The following is a 19,203-nucleotide window of genomic DNA, read 5'->3' on the forward strand; positions in this document are numbered from 1 at the left end:
TTTTGAGCTCGATGCGGCGAGCGTGAATGGTTCGCTGCTTAGGATATTTGTCATAAAAAATTCATGAAACTGTCATCATATTGTCATATTTACCTCTTATTATGGCACACATCGTTGCAATAATACCTAAAGAGGAGGTCACTGTGTTTATCAAAAATCGCATTGCCATCGCTGTTGTTGCCGCCCTGTGCGGCGTCAGTGCTGCCGCACAGGCAGAAACCCTGACGGACTTTTTCAAACAGAGTAAGATCGGCGGCCAGATCCGTTCTTATTATTTCAGCCGTGATTATGGCGCCGCTGGCCCTAATACCTCTAACCAGAATGCCTTCAGCGTCGGCGGTATTTTGAATGTGCAGACAGCGCCTTTCCTGGGGGGCTTTGGTGTGGGCGTCAGTTTCTATACGGCCAATGGCCTTGGGGCGAATAACTTGTCCGGCGCACCGGCGTATCCCTACGTGGATTCCACGCTGATGGGGCCCCGCCAATCCATCAACACCCTGGGTCAGGCCTACATCCAGTATGCCCTTCCCAAGGTCCTGCTCGTCCGTGCGGGGGACCAGGTCATCAATACTCCCTGGGTAAACAACTCTGACTCGCGTCTTTTGCCAGCTACTTATCAGGGCGTTTTCGCGGAAGTTTCTCCCTATTCTGACTGGCACATCTACGGCATGCGCATCTTCCGCTGGAAGAGCCGTACGTCGTCGGGCTATTACCGGGATAACCTCTACGACCCGGCCACCTTTGATGGGGACTCCATGTACGGTGGTTCTGGTACACCGGTGATCACGGGTTCTTCACCGGCGACCAATGGTGTCTTGGCTTTCGGTACCAGTGGCAGTCTCATGGGGGCCAAAGCCCAGGTCTGGTATTACGATTACTATCAGTTCGCCAAAAGTATATATGGCGACGTGAATTATACCCTGAAGACGGGCACGGGATTCAATCCTTTCGTGGGCGCCCAGTTCAACCGTCAGTGGCAGAACAACAGCCTGCTGGATGGCTCGAATATCAACAACTCCCCGATTACCGCTACTTCGGTGAACAGTACTGCCTGGGGTGCACAAGTGGGTTTGAACTATGCGGCTTTTAATAATGTACTGGGAAATGGCCAGCTAACCTGGTCTTACAATGAAATCTTGGCGCATCCCGGTGCAGTGGGCGGCGGTGCCGTTATTTCACCCTATACTGCGGGCTATGCCACAGATCCCCTCTATACGACTTCCATGATCCGCGGTCTGGTGGAACTCGGACCGGGCAACGGCTGGAAGGTCAAGTGGACTCAGAATCTCCTCGCCAAGCGCTTCCTGTTCATGGCCGCTTTGGCGCAGTACCACACCTATTATAACGGTGTCAGCAATGACGCCTACGCGGATCTGACGTATTTCGTTCCGGGCAGGTTCAAAGGTCTGTCCATTCGCGATCGTGTGGAAGTGGCCAATGGTCTGGACGCCTATAACGGGCTCCAGGGTAATGGTGCCGGTTTCAACAAAGGGCATTCCTTCATCTATAACCGGGTGATGCTGACGTACGCATTTTAATAATGGAAGCAGGCGCCGAGGCGAAATGCCCGGTGGCCAGCAAGGCCGCTTTATCCCTGCAATGCCTTGGCATTGCTCCTCCTCTCCTCGCCCCGCTGGTCGGGGCTTTTTTGCGCCCGTTTTGTGATTACCCTGGATACAGTTGCTGGATGACCCGATCCGGGCTGAGGTCTTCCATACAGCGATGATGCTTGAGAGGACACTCGCGCTTGCCACAGGGACTACAAGAGAGATCCAGGCGCAGCGGCTGGGCGCCGGACGAAAGCGGTGGCGTCATCGTGAGCGGGGTAGGCCCATACAGCGCGATGACCCGGCTGCCCACGGCACCGGCTACATGCATCAGGCCAGAGTCGTTGCTCACGGTGACTGGGGCGAGGGAGAGCAAATCAATGGCCTCTAACAAGGTGGTCTGACCACCCAGATCAAGTACTTCGGGGACGGCCGAAGCGATGGCCTGAGTGATTTCCGCATCCTTGGGGCTGCCGAACAGCCAGACGGCATGGCCGCCCTGGACGAGGGATTGGGCCAGGGTAATCCAGTGACGCACCGGCCAGCGCTTGGCCGGACCATATTCGGCACCGGGTGCCAAGGCGACCAGTGGTCGTTGCGGTATGGCGATCTCGAGTCGCTCTAAGGCGGCAGCGCGGGCGCTGTGGTCCACCTGCAAGCGGGGAGCGGGCAGTTGCGTGGGTTGGGGAAGACGCGGCGGCAGGCCGAGGGCCACGAAGCGGTCCACGGTACGCGGTAGTTTCCTTTTGTTCAGGCGGTGGCGATCATTGAGCAGCAAACGCCGTCCCTCGCCGGGAAATCCAGTACGGGTCTGGATCTGCGCCCAATACGGGATGAGGGCGGACTTAAAGCTGTTGGGCAGGCAGATAGACCAGTCGTAGTCCTGCTTCTGCAATTGTTTTGCTACCTGCCGACGCCGGCGTAAGCCGAGCTGGCCATGGCCGATGTCCAGCGGTATGGCGTGCCGCACTTCGAGCATGCGTTCTGCCACCGGGATGCTGGCGGGTGGTGCCAGCACATCCACCTGCAAGCGCGACCAGCGGCGGCGCAGCACTTGCAACAAGACTTGCGCCATGACCATATCTCCTACCCAGGCGGGTCCGACCAGGAGCAGGCGGGCGGGATCATAGCTGTGGGCGATGCGGGTGTTGTGCGGAATGAAGGCGTCGTATTCGTTGTAGGGCGGTTCTGCTTCGCCAGCATCGTCTGCCGCAGAAGTCGCCTCTAAGATCGATAATGATTCGCCCATTTTACTTGCCAATCAACATAATCAGTGCTTCTACTGAGATTAAAATGATAATGATCCACTCCAGAATGGTCTCCCGATGATGGCGGCTGGCGACGATCATGACTTCCAGTCCCTCATGAATCGCGTCGAGTTTTTCGTCGAGGGCGCGAAAGCGGCTGGTAAGTTCCAGATCGGCGGAGAGCTCACGGGAGAGTAGTTCCAGGCCTGGTGTCTCCCAGACAATGTCGGGATTGTCCAGCACCGCCAGACGGGAAAGGATTTCGGTGCGGGTGGCGGAAGTCGAGGCGAGAAAGCGCAAATGTCTGCCGCGCCGTCCCGGTAAACGTCCGGTACGAGTCACTTCCGAGAGCAGGTTCAGAGTGGTTTCCAGCAGGTTTTCAACGGCTTCTTCATGAAGTTCCAGAGCGAGGCTCTGGGCTAGGCGCAGGGCCACGAGGAGGATCCGTTCTTCGTCGAGATTTTTGAGGATGACGCCGTCGCGGCCCACGCCGTCGCGCTCGCCGACCCGGACCGCCAGTTCTTCAACCTTGGGGTTGGCGATGGGGGTGAACTGGGCCTGCACGGTAGCGATGACTTTTGCCTGTAGCGCCGGTCCCGCGCCGAAAAAGCAGAGGACGCCAGAGCGGAAGAGTACCACCCAAATATCTCCACCGCGGAGCAAGCGGTGGGCGGGCGTGTTTTCTACCAGGTCCATCTCGAAATCTTCGCGCCAGCTTTTGAGGGAAATATGACGTACCGGCTGGATGGCGTGGAGGATGCTATTCATGATTCAGGCCTTGGGGAGCAGTTTGCCAGGATTGAGAATGTCATCCGGATCAAAAACTTGTTTTATGGCGCGCTGGATGCTGAGGTTTTCCGGGCTGAGTTCCAGCGGGACATAGGCACGCTTGCTGCTGCCAATGCCGTGTTCCCCGGAGAGAGTTCCACCCAGCACCAGTACGGTCTGGAAGAGTTTTTGTAAACCGTGCTGAGTGCGGCGCATCTCGTCCTTATCCTGGGGGTGGACCAGAAAGTTGACATGCAGGTTGCCGTTCCCGGCATGTCCGAAGCTGACGATATGCAGGGACTGGTCTGCGGCAATCTCTTCGATGGTCACCAGCAATTCGCACAGACGGCTGACCGGTACGACCACATCCTCATTGATCTTGAGTGGTGCCATGGCCTTGGTGGCGGGAGACAGGGACTTACGTGCCGCCCATAGATCGGCAATGACAGCGGCGTCAGTTGCTTCCAGAATCTCCAGATTCCCTTCCCCAGCCAGTGCCGCGCGGATCGCCTGCATTTGCTCGGAGATGGTGACCGCCTCACCATCCACTTCGACCATCAGCAGGGCGTTGCTGCCTGCGGGCAGGTCACTGGCCGCGCCCATGGCGCGCACGGCAGCCAGGGCATGGGGGTCCATGAGTTCGATCGCGCTGGGGATATGGCGCTGCGCCATGACCCGCTGTACTGCTGCACAGGCACTTGCCGTGTTGCTATAGGCGGCGCGCAGGGTGGCATTGGCGGCAGGCCGGGGCAGCAGGCGCAAGGTGGCCTCGGTGATGAGGGCGAGGGTGCCTTCGCTGCCCACCAGCAGGCGGGTCAGGTCATAGCCGACCACGCCCTTGCTGGTGTGGACCCCGCAAGACAGCGTCTCGCCAGTGCCGGTGACAGCGCGCAGGCCTAGTACATAATCGCGAGTGACTCCATATTTTACGGCGTGCGGACCTCCGGCATTCATTGCCAGGTTGCCGCCGATGCGGCAGTAGGGGTTGCTGCCGGGATCGGGGGGGTAGAATAGTCCGTCGGCCTGTACATAGGCACTGATCGCGGCCGTGATGCATCCTGCTTCGACGGTGATAGTGCGGTCGACCACACTGTAATCGCAGATTTTCTGCATACACTCGAAGCTGATGACGGCGCTGCCGGGCACCGGCTGAGCCCCGCCGACATTCCCGGAACCTGCTCCGCGCGGGACAAGAGGCAGATGATGGCGTCGGGCAATGCTGACAATCGCCTGCACCTCTTCGTGGCTGTGGGGGAAGAGCACCATCACCGGTGCACAGCTCCCCGGCGTCTCGTCGCGGCTGTAAATGGCGATGGTATCGGCATCGTCGCGCACCCGTTCAGTATCGAGGGCGGCGCGCAGGGCGAGGGTGATGGTGCTGACGTTCATGGCTGGCTCTCCCGGATTTTCTGCAAGAGGGCGGTGGTGCTCCGCTCGTGACGGAAGGGAATGCTGAGCACGCGACCGCCCCTGGCCTGCACCCAATCGGCACCGACAATACGCTCTGTCGGCCAGTCGCCACCTTTAATCAGCACGTCGGGTTGGAGATGCTGGATAAGTTGCAGTGGGGTGTCCTCGTCAAACAGCGTGACAAAATCCACTGCCTGTAATCCGGCGAGCACCGCCATGCGATCGTCTTCGCTATTAATCGGGCGATCCGCACCTTTGCCGAGACGGCGCACTGAAGCGTCGCTGTTGACGCCGACCACCAGACAGGCACCCGCAGAGCGGGCTTCGGCGAGATACTGCACATGACCCCGATGCAGCACATCAAAGACACCGTTGGTGAAAACCAGCGGTCGCCGGAAGGCACAAGCTGCCCGCAACCTCTCCGCGTCGCGAAACACCTGGCCGGTGTAAGGCGTGGAAACAACGGCGTGCTCCGCAAAACTGGCATCCACACCATTGCAGAGGGCGTGGATGAGGACGAGGTGGACTTCCTGAATACGCGCTGTATTCTGTTCCGGCACACGCAGTTCAATGTCCGCAGGGCGCAGGAGCGGCGCGAGATGTCCGCCTTCCTTGCCTGTAAGGGCCAGCACCCACATGCCGCGCTGCTGGGCGGTAAGAACCGCAGCGAGCACATTGGCGGAGTTGCCCGAGGTGCTGAATGCGACCAGACAATCGCCGGGACGACCCAACGCCTCAATTTGGCGGGCAAAAACCTGTTCGTAACAGGCATCATTGGCGATGGCCGTAAGCACGCTGCTGTCGGTACTGAGGGCGATAGCGGGCAGAGCCCGGCGCGTCGTCTCAAAGCGGTTGATCAGTTCCGAGGCCAGGTGCTGGGCATCACCCGAAGAACCACCGTTGCCGCAACTAAGCACCTGCCCGTTGGCTTGCAAGGTGGCAATCAAACGTTGGCTGGCTTGCGCGAAAGGCGCCGCCAGCGCCGCCGCCGATTTCTCCTTACAGAGGATGCTGGCGCGCAAGGCGGCATCCATCCAGTCATTGCTGGTCATGGGCTGGGTACTCTAAAGGCATCACGAATCCAGTTTGCCGAGGCATCACCGTCAAGGGCGACGACATCAAAGCGGCAGGGACGTAACCCATGCTGAGGGTTATGCAACAGGAAATATTCAGCGGCGCGGATCAGTCGCTTTTGCTTGCGCCACGTAATGCTGGCCGCTGCACCCCCCTGCCGGTCATGGGCGCGCTGGCGCACCTCCACGAAGACCAGGGTTTCGCCATCAAGGGTGATAATGTCAATTTCACCCATTCGGCAGCGATAGTTGCGTGTCAGGGGATGTAGCCCGTGCCCGGCGAGTAGGGCGACGGCGCTGTCTTCACCCTGCTGACCTAAATTCTGGCGTGCTGATGGCATGATTCAGGTACCCGGCTTGGGCACTCCCGACAAAGGTACGATTTGGCCATTCTCCACTTCCATCCATTCCATGTCACGTATGACCTGGTTGCGGGTGACAAAGTGGAGGGTGCCGGTGGCGCCCGCCAAGCTGCCTGTCGTATCTTTATCCAGAACACGCTCCGCTATCCGGTAAGCATCAAGTCCGAAGGCTGCCATACGCCACTGGGCATCGCTGGCGTTTGGCAGGGTACTGCGTAGCAACAGCACTGCTTGCGGCCAGCTTTGCCCAGAGTTGATGATCCAGGGCATATCGACGGATGCAATGCCGGAGAGCCCTCGCGCGTCATTGGGTAAGGCGGCACCATGCAGTAGCGCCGGACTGAAAATGGGCACGCTGTTGTTGATCAACCGGATAGAGGAAACGGCCGCGTTGGCGTTTTTCGCATTGGTGACCAAAAAAACAAAGCTGTCTTGTCCCGGTGACCCGCTCAGGAGTCGTTGCGCTTCATTGGTGAATGTGTGCCCCGGCAGATAGGTGGCGACACCACCGACCTCACCCCCGAGCTTCTTCCAGGTCGCGATAAAGTCTGCCTGAATGGCGGCGCCACTGGAGTCCTGCGGATAAAGCACGTAGGCACGACGATAACCCGCCCCATAGCTCTGGACGGCAATTTGTTGAGCGGCGACGTTACGGCTCAGACTCAGGGTGTAGAGCCCCGACTGCTGTACACCAGGCACCACTCCGAGAGTGATGATGGGCGGATCGGAAGGTTTCCTGACGGCGGCTACGGCGTTGATATCTTGTGGCAGCCAGGGGCCGACAAAGACTTTGCACCCCTCCTTTATCCCACGTTCAAAGAGTACGGCGGTGTAACTGGGGTTGCCGGTGGTCCGCAGGGCACGCACGGCAGGACCAGATTGTAATTGCGCTGCCGTTTTCATTCCGGCAGTGATGGCCTGGGAGAGGGGCGCATAGGGTCCGCTGGAGGGTAACAAGGCGCATATGCTGCCAAGCGCCGGGTTGAGCCTGGAAGTGTCGGTGATAGTCGCGTTGTGGTCCGAGAAGTTTATGAGGGGGTGCCCCGGATGCGCCGTCAGCCAGGCACTGATCGCTGCCTGCCGCTGTTGGGGATCGGGGTTTTGCCGGGTGATCAGGGCGACAGCGAGCCATTCCTGCACCAGGGGGTTGCCACTGCGTCCCTGCCAATTCTGAAGTTTCGCAGTCGACTGCGAGTCAAGGAGGGCACGAATGCGGCGATGATTTTCGGCGGCGTCATTGCCGCTCAGGAGGCTATCCCCTTCGATCAGGAAATTCAGTGCAGTGAGTTCGTGACCTTCCTGGGTGTAGAGTGTGGCCAGGGTACCCATGGCCTGAGCGCGCACTTCCTGGGGCGTGCTGGTGATGGTCAGCAGCTCTTCGAGGTTGCCCTTGGCACTGGGGGTCTGTCCCTGATCCATGAATCCTTGCGCGCGGACCCAAAGTGCCGCACTGCGTAGCTCGGCGTTGTCATGCTGCAAACGCAGAACTTCATTAGCCAGCAATATGGCAACCTGCGGCTTGCGTCCTTTCAAAGAGGCTTGTGCGGCTTCCATCAGGTAATGGACTTGAGTTTGTCCCCGCGCCTCGGCGGCGGCGCGGATGTAGTCCTTGGCCGCCGCCAGATCGTGCCCCGTGGCCGTGAGCTGGCCGGCGCGCTGCGCCGTCAGTGTTTCAGGGGTGCTGGCCGGCGTTTCGACCGGCGTTGGATTCGACGGTGGTGGCGTCTTCTGTGGCATACTCGCGCAAGCGCTCAGGCCAGTGGCCAGGGCCAGGGTCATCAGCAAGCGCAAAGAGGTCTTTAGGGCTGGGGGGGGCATCATGAGCAGAGTGTATGGAGAAAGGCGCAGGTGTTCAATGACTGAAACACGACCTCAGCCGGGGGTATGGTGATGAATGACCATGCCGAACCTGCGGAGATCGGTGCCGGGCAACTGACTATTATCGCTACCCCTATCGGCAATCTCGATGATCTCTCATTGCGTGCGCAACGTGCGATTAGTACGGCAACGTTGATTCTGGTGGAAGATCGCCGTCATGCCCAGCGGCTCTTTCAACATCTGGGTGTGCAGCCCAAAACGCTGGCGCTGCATGAGCATAACGAGAGGGCTCTGGCCCCGCAGATTGCCCAGCGTATCGCCGCCGGAGAGGATATTGCCCTGCTGTCAGATGCGGGAATGCCGCTGATTTCCGACCCGGGGTTTCCGTTGCTGGCCCTGCTCCGGGAGCAGCAGTTGCCCGTGACCATTATTCCGGGCCCCAATGCCGCGTTGGCCGCGTTGGCACTGTCCGGTCTGCCCAGTGATCGCTTTAGCTTCGAGGGTTTTCTGCCAGCCAAAGGGGGGGCGCGGCGGGCGCGGTTACAAGCCCTGCAACTGGAGCCGCGGAGCATGATTTTTTATGAGGCGCCGCATCGGATCGTCGAGACTTTGGCGGATATGGCTGAATTATGGGGTGCAGATCGCGGGGCAGCGCTGTGCCGGGAGTTGACCAAGATGTATGAGGAGTGCCTGCGGGACAGTCTGGGTGGGCTGGTAGCGCTGCTGCAGGCGCATCGGGACAAAGTGCGCGGCGAGATGACGCTGGTGGTGGCGGGAGCACCGGAGCAGACTCAGGAAGCAACCGATGCCGACCAGTTGCTCAGCCCGCTGCTGGCTGAATTACCGCTGGCCCAGGCCGTGCGTATTGCTGCGAATCAGAGTGGTATGGCCCATCGGTTTCTCTATACGCGCGCGTTGGCCTTGACTTCTGCGCAAGGCCCCGCTTAAATACGCGCTCTTGGCCCAGGTAGCTCAGTCGGTAGAGCAGAGGACTGAAAATCCTCGTGTCAGCGGTTCGATTCCGTTTCTGGGCACCATCTAAATTCAGACCTTGACCGTCATCAGGTACAGATCTCAGTACAGTGGCAAATCGTGTCGAGAGGATTTCTGTCATGGCCGCCATCGTCAATACCTTTGCGGGACCTGGAAAGCGCTGATCCGCGAACAGGGCTTGTCCACTTCGGTCAAAACCTTCCGCGGCAAAGCAAAACCGTCCCGGCCAAAATTCGTCAGCGAATGATTTTACGCCTTCTGCCAGATCACGACCTGGTAGCGCGCCGGTGTGCAGAGCGGCCAGGGGGGAGCCCTGCTGGTCGGGTATAAAACACAGGGCGTGCCCGGGGGCGAGAAATCCTTCAGGGGCAAAACGGCGGGAAGCGCGTGGAACTCCAGCGGTCAGTTGCATGTGTATAGCCACCTTAAGGGCGGGCCGTGGCAGCACGTTACATTGACCAGATCTAGACTTGTGCCATGAATTATTTTTATAATGGATCTAAGAAATGGCTCTGTTTACTGGGAGGGAATATGGAAATCGCAAAGCTACACGGACAACGTCAGTATAGGCTGGTCATCGCTCGTGCGGTTCTGGCGGCAAGCATTTGTCTGGGCGGGACTGAGGTGGCATTCGCTTTTGGCGGCGAGTTCCCGTCGAAGGTTCCGGTGCCGGCAAACAACCCGATGACACCCGCAAAAATCGCTCTTGGTAAGCAACTGTTTTTTGATCCACGACTATCCCTTACCGGCGATGTATCCTGTGAAACCTGTCACAACGTCATGGGCAATGGCAGTGACGGTTTGCCCCTTGCGTTCGGGGTGCTTGGCCGGGTGGACACGCCTCGCCATGCGCCATCGGTCTTTAATGCCGCTTTCAATACCGTGCAGTTCTGGGATGGTCGTGCCAATAGCCTGGAGGCCCAGGCCAAAGGTCCCATCCTCAACCATGTGGAAATGGGAATGCCCAATGCAGCGGACCTGGTCAGACGCTTGCAAGAGATACCTGGCTATCGCGATGAATTTCGTAAGGTATTCGGCGACAAAGGTCCTATCACCTTCGAGCACGTTGCACAGGCTATCGCCACTTATGAGCGTACTTTGGTAACGCCAGATAGTCCGTACGATCGTTACGTCAAAGGCGATAAAGCAGCGCTTAGCAGCAGCGCCATAGCCGGTATGAAAACAATCCGGTCGTTCGGATGTGAGGCGTGTCATGCCGGACCGATGTTCGACAATCCCGGTACGCCCATGGGAACTGGATGGTTCCAGAAATTCCCGGTGCAGCCGCACAATCCGGTCTGTGCCAAATATGTACAGAAATATCATCTCATGGATGATCCAGGCCGTTTCGACGTGACCCACAAAGTGGCAGACATGCATGTATTCAAGGTTCCCAGTTGGCGCAATGTTGCCCTGGAAGCGCCCTATTTCCACAATGGCTCCGTGGGGACTCTGCAGACTGCAGTGCGGGTCATGGCAGCTTGCCAGTTGGGTCTGACAGTCACGAATAAGCAGGTGAACGATATTGTTTCCTTTTTGGACAGCCTCACCGGCAAGTTTCCCAAAGAGACCATGCCAACCCTTCCAGAGACGCCTAACACCACCATTATGATGAATGTTTCTCGGTTGGAAAAAGTTGCAGTGAAAAATGCGAAGAAGTAAATTTTACTCGGTGCTCGATAACTCTCATCGGTTAGAGAACAACCAATGGTACGGATAACATATTAGCACCTATCCATGTGCGAATTAATCAGAGGATCATTCTTTGACCAAGCAGTCTACTAGCAGCGTTGCAGGACCGTCACGAATCAGTTTGGTAGTAAACTTTCTTGGTTCAATGCGGTTGGCGGTTAGTCTGCTGGTGTTATTGGCCATTGCCTCCATTATCGGGACCGTTCTCAACCAGCAACAACCCTACGAGGACTATGCGTTAAAGTTTGGCCCGTTCTGGTTTGATGTTTTTCGCGATCTCGGTTTATACAACGTTTACCGGACGAATTGGTATCTGGCTATTGTGGGCTTTCTCGTCTTGTCCACCAGCACTTGCCTGATCCGTAACACACCGCGCATGGTCAGGGAAATGCGCGAGCCGGATATGACCATGACATCGGCATATGACCCGCTGGGTATGGCCAATAAAACGGAAATCATTTCGTCGCTGCCTATGGATTCTGCAACGCATATGGTGACAGCCGTTCTGCGTGGGCGCGGCTATCGACCGAGACTGCACGACCGTGGCGACGGCAGTATGGTCATTATTGGCCGCAAGGGCCGTTATAGCCGCATTGGCTATATATTGACGCATGCGGCGATTATCGTGTTTTGTGCGGCAGCCCTTTATAACGCGGATATCCCCGTGAAACTGGCCATGCTGGTAGGTTCCACGCAACCGGAAAACAACTTTCACATTCCATTATCTAAAGTTTCCAAGGCTGCATGGCTGCCGGTTGGCAATCCAGCATACCGCGGTACGGTTACCGTTCCCGAAGGGCAGTCAACGCAGGTAGCCTACGAACTGGTGGGGAACGGTTATCTCGTCCAGCCACTCCCCTTTCGAATTATGTTGCGGCGATTCCACGTCTCCTACTACTCCACCGGCATGCCCAAGGACTTCATTTCCAATATTGTCCTTTACAATAAGCAAGGAAAGTGCTGAAAGAGGCGAATGTCCGGGTTAATCATCCCCTCAGCTATGAGGGTGTCCAGATATTTCAAGCCAGTTTTGTCGATGGCGGCTCGCTTCTGAAAATGAAACGCTACATGCTTAATAATCCCAGTGCGGGTGCCATCCATCAAGAAGGCCGCGTCGGGCAAGCCGTGGATCTTTCTGGCACCACATACACACTAAAGCTCAAAAACTTCTCATTGGATAATGTGGTGCCTGCCGCAGCCATCGAATCCGTGCCGGCAGGGGACCAGCAACACATCAACCTGGGCCCGAGTTTTACGTCCATCGCGCAAAGCGGGTCCGGATCCGGCGCCGAATTCAAAACCTACATGCAGCCCATCTCGAAAAGCGGACAATCTTATTTTGTACAGGGTGTCAGAACAGCATTTGGCACCCCCTACCAATACCTCTTCATTCCAACCGGGCCCAATGGAAGCATTGGGCTATTCATGAAATATTTATCGGCCTTGCAAAAACAGGCGACTGTAAATAGTGGTGAAAACAACAAGAGTTACGTTCTGAACACCTTCAGACAAGTGATCGCCAGGAACGCCCCTGCCATGACGCCAGATGCCGAGGCCGCCTATTTTCAATCGGCCATCAGCGCCATATTGCAACTGAAGGCGTACCCGGTGCCCTTTATTGTCACCCTGACCGGATTTGATCACCGCTGGGCGGCTGGGCTGGAGGTAACGAAATGGCCGGCCACCATCGTGATCTACTGGGGCTGCGCCGTGCTGGTTCTTGGTATATTTATACTCTTCTATCTGCCGCAGCGCCGCCTTTCGGTGGTATTGCGCGCATTGACAGAGGGCACAGAAGTGATCATCGGCGGCACCAGCAGCCGAAACCCGTATGAGTTCACCAAAGAGTTTGATGGATTGGTGACCCGTCTCAGAAGTGTCCTGAAGAATCAGGATGATCAGAAGGAGAATAATGATGGCTAGTTCACGAGCAGATGACTTGGTTGCGCTCACAAAGATTGAAGCAGAAGGACGCTGGATTAACCGCCTTAGCAGGCTCGACTTGTTGTGGTTCGCCGGACTCACGGTTACCGTCGGTGTGTTGGTGGATGTTTTTAACAGTCAGTTTTGGTTCTGGCAATATGTGGTCCTGGCCACCTGGTATGTCACGCTCGTTGCCGTTGGCGTCCATTGGCGCGCCTTTCAAGCGGCCTTCCTGACCGTGCTGAGTGCCGCATTGCTGGGTGTCTGGCTATATAGCATCGGGCAAACGCCCGCCAACGACATCATCTTGCGCTACGTGCTCCAGGGTTACGCTGGTGCCATGTGGATGATCGGCTTTCTTTTGGCGGCGACTGCGGCCTACCTGATATACCTTTTTACCCTCTCGGAAAAAGTGGGGCGTCTGGCAACGGGGCTGACCTGGGTCGGAGTGCTCATGGGCTTCATTGCCCTTGGTGTGCGGTGGCGCGAAACCTACCTCGGGCATCCTGATTGGGGGCATGTTCCGGTGACCAATCTTTGGGAGGTGATGATTGTATTTTGTGCGGCGACCTCCCTCTTTTACCTCTACTATGAATCCCGCTTCAAGTCCAAAGCACTAGGCGCTTTTGTTATGCCGTTGGTGGCGGTGTCTGCAGTGTTTCTGGCCTGGCTCACGTTTGTCCAGCATATGAATCGCATAGCCCCTATCATTCCAGCATTGCAGAGCTTCTGGATGAAGCTGCATGTGCCCATGATGTTTGTGTCTTATGCGAACTTTACCATCGCCAGTCTGGTGGGCCTCGCCTACATTCTCGCTGACCGCTCGCGGAGAAGCGGCGGTGGCGGAATTCTTGCACGAGCGCTGCCCAGTGGGGAGATTATGGACAACATGATGTCCAAGGCGATTGCCCTTGGCTTTTTATTGTTCACGATTGCCACCATCCTTGGTGCTGTCTGGGCTGCCAAGGCCTGGGGCGGGTTTTGGTCATGGGATCCCAAGGAGACCTGGGCGCTGATCGTTTGGCTGAATTATGCGGGATATCTTCATGCGCGCACCAGCAAGGGATGGCGTGGCAAGCAGATGGCGTGGTGGTCATTCATGAGTCTATGGGTGGTCACCTTCTGCTTTCTTGGCGTCAACCTCTTCCTTTCCGGGTTGCATTCCTATGGCAAGCTGTAATTAAACTTCATACATCTCCTCCCAGACCGACAGCGCCTCCAGCCTGTCGGTCACCTCCATATTTCTTGCAAATCCCCATCAGTAAATGCACCTTGCCATACGGGTATCTTCCCGGAAAGACGGTTGCACCGTCACTAACGAACCCGGGAGCATCCCATCCTGATTGGGGAAGTCGGGTTTGCTGCAAATAATCCTTGCATACGTGCGTAAAAGTCATTATGGTGACCTACCGGACAAGTCGTCCGAATTTAACATAATGTTAGGAAGTTCTTAAACATGGCAACTGGTACAGTAAAGTGGTTCAATGATAGCAAAGGTTTTGGTTTCATCACGCCGGAAGATGGTAAGGAAGATGTGTTTGTGCATCACTCTGCTATCCAGGGCAGCGGCTTTAAGACTCTGGCGGAAGGCGCGCGCGTAACGTTTAACAGTGTTCGCGGCCCGAAAGGCATGCAGGCTGAGGACGTGCGCGAGGCATAATCCTTTATCGGATGATCGCCACAGGGCGTCGCTCTTTTGCGGCGCTTTTTTTATGGCTTGCCGTCTTCAGTGGAAAAGTAGGTGATTGCTGAAGTGGCCCTGAATGCATCTGTCATGGCCTGGGTGGGGTGCGATGATGTCTGCCATCATCTTGTGACAGAGCATAGAGGTATGAAGCAATTATCCCGAACATGCCACCAATCACCACGCCAGCGATTAAATATTCTAAAGATTGCTGTGCATAAGGCTGCGCGAGGCGCTCAAGACCGTGAAGATTCTTTCCGTCTGTCATGATGGTGCTGAAAGGTAGTTGCCCGATAAGCGGGACTGCTGGACGGAGAAGATAAGCCACAGCTCCGCCCAGCACGGCAAAAATTACTATAAACATGCTTCTTATTCCGATATCTTCAATAAAACTGTTGCGACGATGGTTATTCATAGAAATTTGGCCAGTTAACAATAGTCATCGGTGGCCCTCACTTTAGCGGTTAACCGGTTACTTCTCAATATCTTAATCTACACTCTACTTTAGATATGGGGAGGGGTTTTTCAACAAACAGGTCGCGCCGGACCCAGGCCACAGGTTAGATTTTCGTATCATTAGCCAATAAGCCTCAGGCGAACAAGAGCCCACCGCGTGCCTGGCCTCAACGCATTGCCTTTTCTGCCTATATCGCCTATCTACAGGAAGAACAGCCCATCAGGGGTTTAGTTCCATGATCCATAGGGCCTCTCGTAACCGATCCTTCTTAACGAAGGCCAGCGTGCCTTTTATGCATCTGCTGTCCGCTTTTGCCAAACGGCCGGAGCGCTCTATCCACGCTTTTTTTGTTGCCATTACCCTGTTGATCGTGGGATTTCTTGTATCCAATACGATAAATGCCAGAAATGCCGCCCATGCTGTATTGCATGGCAAAGCCGCAGAGACGGGGCATATTGTCGCAGACGGGGTGGCGCTGCAAATCCGTGCCCATTTTCATGATTTGACGTTCCTTCGGGATACCTTCCTCCAAAAGGGATCTGGAACGCTGATCCCCAGCGCCAAAGCGCTGGCCGATTTAACGGCTTTTCGCCAAACACATCCGGCCATCATCGCCATCAATATTCAGAACCCCACTGGCCATCTCACCGTCTGGTCGAGTCAAAAGCCATCTTCCCACCCCATCATTGCCGCGGGCAAGGCATTCCATGCGCTGCAAGACGATCCAAATCAATTTCTGGGGGCACCATTCTTTGCCACACGGGATCAGGCCTGGATACTACCCCTGCGCGAACGCCTCAGGGATAACGACGGCCGCGTGCTGGGTTTTATCGGATCGCCATTTCTCCTGTCAAGGATGAGCAGCATTAAGACCCCTTCGATGATCCAGGGGGTGGTCCTGAGTCTTTCCGACGGCAAGGCGATATCCCTCTGGAGGGATGGGCACTGGCTCCCGCCGGGCTCGCCTCTGCCCCGCCCCGTAGGTGAAATAACAACGCCCATACCGGGCTTGCCATGGATTGTTCACACCCAATGGGATGCGGTAACGCTGGCGCACCTCTTCTGGGAGAACGAATGGCGCTATCTGCTGCTCACTTTCTTGTTGCTCCTGATCACCGCAGCCACGGATACGGCCACCCAAATCGCCTATGCCCGTATCCGCCAACTGCATGAATACCAGAAGGCGGCACTCCATATTCAACAATCACTCATCAACCTCCGGGATACAGAGGAGATGTATCGGCTGGTGGTGGACACCATCGTCGTAAAGACCAAAGCCATCGGTGCCTATGTGGCCCTTCCCGAGGCCGGTGCGGAGTGGCTGCGCATCACCGCTGCCCGGGCCGATGATACTGACCTGCAGCAGTCCCTGGTGCAGATGAAAATTTCGCTGGATTCCGCCCATTTGCCCTATGGCAATCTGCTCCCGGCGCGTTGTTTTCGCGAAAAAATACTGTTAGGGCCACTGGATCCCCAAGAACATGCGGCGATGGCAGAGATCCATAATGGCATCCCTGCGCTGCGCCGCGTGCGTAGCGTTATGGCCTATCCTATCTTCTTGTCCGAGAGTCCGGATCCCTTCGCCGTGCTTGTGATCGAAAGTGATACCCGGCACCACTTTACTCCCGCTCTGCAAAATCTCCTCGCACAGATGGTTCAATCCGTAGGTGCCGCCCTCACGCAATCCAGGGATCACCAGCAACTGCAGCAACTCACGCATTTCAGTGTGCTGCTTTCCAGTGCCAATGAAGCCATCGCCCATATGGAGAACGAAGCGGAGTTGCTGCAATCCCTCTGCGCACTGACCGTCCAGCACACGAATATACGGTTGGCGTGGATTGGTCGGCCCGATGACAGGGGTGCTTTTAAAAGCCTTGCCGCTGCCGGGGCGGTGGACTATCTGGAGGACATCTGCATTTCAGTGTCCGCAGAATCTCCCGATGGGCAAGGTCCTGTAGGCCAGTCATGGCGCGATCAACAACCGGTTTATAATGCGTCATTTACCAAAAACCCGCACATGCATCCCTGGGTGCAACGCGCTCAGGCCTTTGGGATGGGGGCGAACGCCTCGCTCCCTATTTACCGGGGCGGCAAGCTGTGGGCTGTCCTGGCGGTATACCGTGGCGAAGAACGCATTTTTGATGCCGATCTCCAGAAGATTCTCGAAGACTTAGCCAAGGATGTGGGCTATGGTTTGGATCGTCTGGATATCCTGCGCAAGGAACGGGAAGCCAACGCTTTCAACGAAGTGCTACTGAATGTACAAACTTCTGGTATCAACGTGATGCGCTATCCGGAACGGATTATCGAACGGATCAATGCACGGATGCTGGAGATGTTCGAGGCTGCTTCTATGGAGGATGTGGTAGGCCATCCGCTACGAGAGTTTTTTTCAGGAGAAGAAACCTATGCGTGGGTGAGTGCAGCTGCGCAAACCGTGCTGAAAGAGGGGCATGGAACACTCAGAGATGTGCCCTACCGCCGCATGGATGGCGGCATCATCTATATGGATCTTTCCGGCCAACGACTGGACGAACCGGATGGCGTGGAACGTATCCTTTGGACCTGTGTGGACGTGACGGAGCGCCATCAGTTGATGGATGAACTGGCACAGCAAGCGCTCTTCGATATGCTCACCGGCCTGCCTAATCGCCGTGCTCTGGATGCCGAGCTGGAAAAGGCCATGGTCCGCGCCGATCGCTATAAATACCTTTTAGGTGTCGTCATGATAGATCTCGACGGTTTTAAGGGTATCAACGACACCTATGGCCACGCGGCGGGCGATCTGGTCTTGCAGCGCGTCGGCCAACATTTGCGGGAAGGTGTGCGCCGCACGGACTTTGTGGCCCGGCTGGGCGGTGATGAGTTCGTTTTGCTCCTGGAAGACTGCACCTCCATAGAGGAAATCAACATCGCCATGGAGAAGATCGGGGGGGTGGTCCGACAACCCATTGATCTTCACAATGGAAACAAGGCGGTGGTCGATCTCAGTGCCGGGATGTCTATCTATCCTACCGATGATATCAATAATCCGGACACGCTTCTCCGCTACGCCGACCAGGCGCTCTATAATTGTAAGAGTCACAAGACGGATCGCTTGCATTTCTGGACCCTTTATGGGAAACCAGTGTCATTGCGGCTGAATGCCGTCCAAAAACTGTTGCGGAATGGTGAACTGCTCGTCCATTACCAGCCCGTCCTCGACACCCACTCTCACCAGATCGTGGGGGTGGAGGCATTGGCGCGACTGCGGGACGAGGATGGACGAATTCTTTATCCGGGAGAGTTCCTGCCACTGATCACGGCCGAGGACACTACTGATCTCAGCCGGATGGTCCTTATCCGGGCATTGGCCGATCTGGCCGGGCTGGATGTTCTGGGATGGTCGCTCTGGGTATCCTTTAACGTAGCCCAGGAATCCGTCGACGACCGCTACGTCCGCTGTCTGGCAGGGGTTGTTGAAGCCAGCGGCATTGATTCTTCCCGGATTACGCTGGAAATCCTGGGGGGCAGCGATTTCCTGGAGCGTAATGCCGCGTTATCTATTTTGCACGACATCAAGGATCTGGGTATTCGCCTCGCTCTGGATGATGTGGGCAGTGCTTATTTCTCACTGCTGCGTCTTAAGGTGTTGCCTATTGATGAGATCAAGCTGGATCAGGGCTTCATCCGCTCCCTGGAGGAGCGGCCCCAGGATTTGTATTTTATTGCTTCTATCCGGGATTTGGCATTCGGCATGGGAGTGGACCTGGTGGTGGAAGGGGTGGAAACGGATGACATCCTGGATGCGATCTCGGTCATGGGCATCCGATTATTGCAGGGCTATGCTATCGCCAGGCCCATGCCCGTAGCGCAATTGCGGGAATTTCTCGTCCAGCATCCATCCTATCATCGACAGCATCCGACCAGCTTGCTCGGACTTTATGCCAAACAGGTATCCGACCAAGGGGCTTTGAAAAAGGTGATCCTCGATAATCCGCTGTTGATCAATAGTGATGAACTGGCAGAGGCTTCCCGCTGTGCCATGGATGAGCATATGCGGCGTCTGGGTCTTGCGGAAAACTCGCTCTTGTTTGGACTGCATTGGGAGGTTCATCGCGCTATCGCATCGTTGTTGAAGGCCCCCGTTATCGGAGACTGGGAAACGGTGAAACAGACGCAAAAAGCGTTTGAGGGTGGATTGCTGGAAGCTTTCCAGAAAACAAAACGTTGATATGGGCTGCGGGGAA

At 56.4% G+C, this 19,203-nt stretch carries 15 protein-coding genes and 1 tRNA gene; 9 read left to right on the forward strand and 7 right to left on the reverse strand.

Features of this window, described 5'->3' with window-relative positions; genetic code table 11:
• The first annotated feature begins 143 nt into the window (after positions 1 to 143).
• Positions 144 to 1,538, forward strand: coding sequence for an OprD family outer membrane porin (locus tag H2515_RS00380; protein ID WP_087454991.1), 1,395 nt, complete (start codon positions 144 to 146; stop codon positions 1,536 to 1,538).
• A 127-nt stretch (positions 1,539 to 1,665) separates the two neighbouring features.
• Here H2515_RS00380 and waaF read toward each other — a convergent pair whose 3' ends face one another.
• The 6 genes from waaF to H2515_RS00410 are packed head-to-tail and all read right to left on the reverse strand — an operon-like array spanning position 1,666 to position 8,228.
• Positions 1,666 to 2,796 carry a lipopolysaccharide heptosyltransferase II gene (gene waaF, locus H2515_RS00385; RefSeq protein WP_035194620.1) on the reverse strand — a complete coding sequence of 377 codons (1,131 nt, stop codon included), beginning with the start codon at positions 2,794 to 2,796 and terminating at the stop codon, positions 1,666 to 1,668.
• A 1-nt stretch (position 2,797) separates the two neighbouring features.
• Positions 2,798 to 3,562 carry an RMD1 family protein gene (locus H2515_RS00390; protein WP_035194622.1) on the reverse strand — a complete coding sequence of 255 codons (765 nt, stop codon included), beginning with the start codon at positions 3,560 to 3,562 and terminating at the stop codon, positions 2,798 to 2,800.
• Positions 3,563 to 3,565: 3 nt separating this feature from the next.
• Positions 3,566 to 4,951, reverse strand: a complete 1,386-nt coding sequence (locus H2515_RS00395; RefSeq protein WP_035194624.1) for an FAD-binding oxidoreductase — start codon at positions 4,949 to 4,951, stop codon at positions 3,566 to 3,568.
• Entirely contained in the window at positions 4,948 to 6,024 is a 1,077-nt protein-coding gene (rfaE2, locus tag H2515_RS16615) for a D-glycero-beta-D-manno-heptose 1-phosphate adenylyltransferase (RefSeq protein WP_198660651.1), read from the reverse strand. The genes H2515_RS00395 and rfaE2 overlap by 4 nt, the downstream gene beginning before the upstream one ends.
• A complete protein-coding gene (locus tag H2515_RS00405) occupies positions 6,021 to 6,386 on the reverse strand; it encodes a YraN family protein (protein ID WP_014027592.1) in 366 nt (121 codons plus the stop codon). The genes rfaE2 and H2515_RS00405 overlap by 4 nt, the downstream gene beginning before the upstream one ends.
• 3 nt (positions 6,387 to 6,389) lie before the next feature.
• Positions 6,390 to 8,228: a penicillin-binding protein activator gene (locus H2515_RS00410; protein WP_198660652.1), complete on the reverse strand. Its 1,839-nt coding sequence runs from the start codon at positions 8,226 to 8,228 to the stop codon at positions 6,390 to 6,392.
• 69 nt (positions 8,229 to 8,297) lie between these two features.
• Between H2515_RS00410 and rsmI the strand changes: the two genes are divergently transcribed.
• The 7 genes from rsmI to H2515_RS00440 all read left to right on the forward strand — a co-directional run bounded on the left by rsmI (position 8,298) and on the right by H2515_RS00440 (position 14,493).
• Complete coding sequence (rsmI, locus tag H2515_RS00415) at positions 8,298 to 9,173, forward strand: 16S rRNA (cytidine(1402)-2'-O)-methyltransferase (RefSeq protein ID WP_065412774.1); 876 nt, start codon at positions 8,298 to 8,300, stop codon at positions 9,171 to 9,173.
• A 13-nt stretch (positions 9,174 to 9,186) separates the two neighbouring features.
• Positions 9,187 to 9,262, forward strand: a tRNA-Phe gene (locus tag H2515_RS00420).
• Between the two features lie 487 nt (positions 9,263 to 9,749).
• Positions 9,750 to 10,880, forward strand: coding sequence for a cytochrome-c peroxidase (locus tag H2515_RS00425; RefSeq protein ID WP_176712556.1), 1,131 nt, complete (start codon positions 9,750 to 9,752; stop codon positions 10,878 to 10,880).
• 103 nt (positions 10,881 to 10,983) lie between these two features.
• A complete protein-coding gene (locus H2515_RS16270; RefSeq protein WP_269802054.1) occupies positions 10,984 to 11,874 on the forward strand; it encodes a cytochrome c biogenesis protein ResB in 891 nt (296 codons plus the stop codon).
• Entirely contained in the window at positions 11,868 to 12,833 is a 966-nt protein-coding gene (locus tag H2515_RS16275; RefSeq protein ID WP_269802055.1) for a cytochrome c biogenesis protein ResB, read from the forward strand. Before H2515_RS16270 ends, H2515_RS16275 begins: the two co-directional genes overlap by 7 nt.
• The gene (gene ccsB / locus H2515_RS00435) at positions 12,826 to 14,013 is read left to right on the forward strand and encodes a c-type cytochrome biogenesis protein CcsB (protein ID WP_198661375.1); all 1,188 of its coding nucleotides are present in this window, start codon (positions 12,826 to 12,828) and stop codon (positions 14,011 to 14,013) included. The genes H2515_RS16275 and ccsB overlap by 8 nt, the downstream gene beginning before the upstream one ends.
• A 276-nt stretch (positions 14,014 to 14,289) precedes the next feature.
• Complete coding sequence (locus tag H2515_RS00440; protein ID WP_014027598.1) at positions 14,290 to 14,493, forward strand: cold-shock protein; 204 nt, start codon at positions 14,290 to 14,292, stop codon at positions 14,491 to 14,493.
• Positions 14,494 to 14,605: 112 nt separating this feature from the next.
• On the opposite strand, the gene H2515_RS00445 is transcribed toward H2515_RS00440, so the two are convergent.
• Complete coding sequence (locus H2515_RS00445; RefSeq protein WP_141672392.1) at positions 14,606 to 14,932, reverse strand: hypothetical protein; 327 nt, start codon at positions 14,930 to 14,932, stop codon at positions 14,606 to 14,608.
• Positions 14,933 to 15,266: 334 nt separating this feature from the next.
• Between H2515_RS00445 and H2515_RS15915 the strand changes: the two genes are divergently transcribed.
• Entirely contained in the window at positions 15,267 to 19,187 is a 3,921-nt protein-coding gene (locus H2515_RS15915) for an EAL domain-containing protein (protein ID WP_232821640.1), read from the forward strand.
• Positions 19,188 to 19,203 lie beyond the last annotated feature (16 nt).

Origin of the sequence: Acidithiobacillus ferrivorans (genome assembly GCF_016250455.1) — a bacterium.
Taxonomy (GTDB): Bacteria; Pseudomonadota; Gammaproteobacteria; order Acidithiobacillales; family Acidithiobacillaceae; genus Acidithiobacillus; species Acidithiobacillus ferrivorans.

Bases quoted from the DNA above. Each gene is read 5' to 3' on its own strand.
- waaF (WP_035194620.1), bottom strand. From the start codon at position 2,796: ATGGGCGAATCATTATCGATCTTAGAGGCGACTTCTGCGGCAGACGAT.
- H2515_RS00390 (WP_035194622.1), bottom strand. From the start codon at position 3,562: ATGAATAGCATCCTCCACGCCATCCAGCCGGTACGTCATATTTCCCTC.
- H2515_RS00395 (WP_035194624.1), bottom strand. From the start codon at position 4,951: ATGAACGTCAGCACCATCACCCTCGCCCTGCGCGCCGCCCTCGATACT.
- rfaE2 (WP_198660651.1), bottom strand. From the start codon at position 6,024: ATGACCAGCAATGACTGGATGGATGCCGCCTTGCGCGCCAGCATCCTC.
- H2515_RS00405 (WP_014027592.1), bottom strand. From the start codon at position 6,386: ATGCCATCAGCACGCCAGAATTTAGGTCAGCAGGGTGAAGACAGCGCC.
- H2515_RS00410 (WP_198660652.1), bottom strand. From the start codon at position 8,228: ATGATGCCCCCCCCAGCCCTAAAGACCTCTTTGCGCTTGCTGATGACC.
- rsmI (WP_065412774.1), top strand. From the start codon at position 8,298: ATGAATGACCATGCCGAACCTGCGGAGATCGGTGCCGGGCAACTGACT.
- H2515_RS00425 (WP_176712556.1), top strand. From the start codon at position 9,750: ATGGAAATCGCAAAGCTACACGGACAACGTCAGTATAGGCTGGTCATC.
- ccsB (WP_198661375.1), top strand. From the start codon at position 12,826: ATGGCTAGTTCACGAGCAGATGACTTGGTTGCGCTCACAAAGATTGAA.
- H2515_RS00440 (WP_014027598.1), top strand. From the start codon at position 14,290: ATGGCAACTGGTACAGTAAAGTGGTTCAATGATAGCAAAGGTTTTGGT.
- H2515_RS00445 (WP_141672392.1), bottom strand. From the start codon at position 14,932: ATGAATAACCATCGTCGCAACAGTTTTATTGAAGATATCGGAATAAGA.
- H2515_RS15915 (WP_232821640.1), top strand. From the start codon at position 15,267: ATGCATCTGCTGTCCGCTTTTGCCAAACGGCCGGAGCGCTCTATCCAC.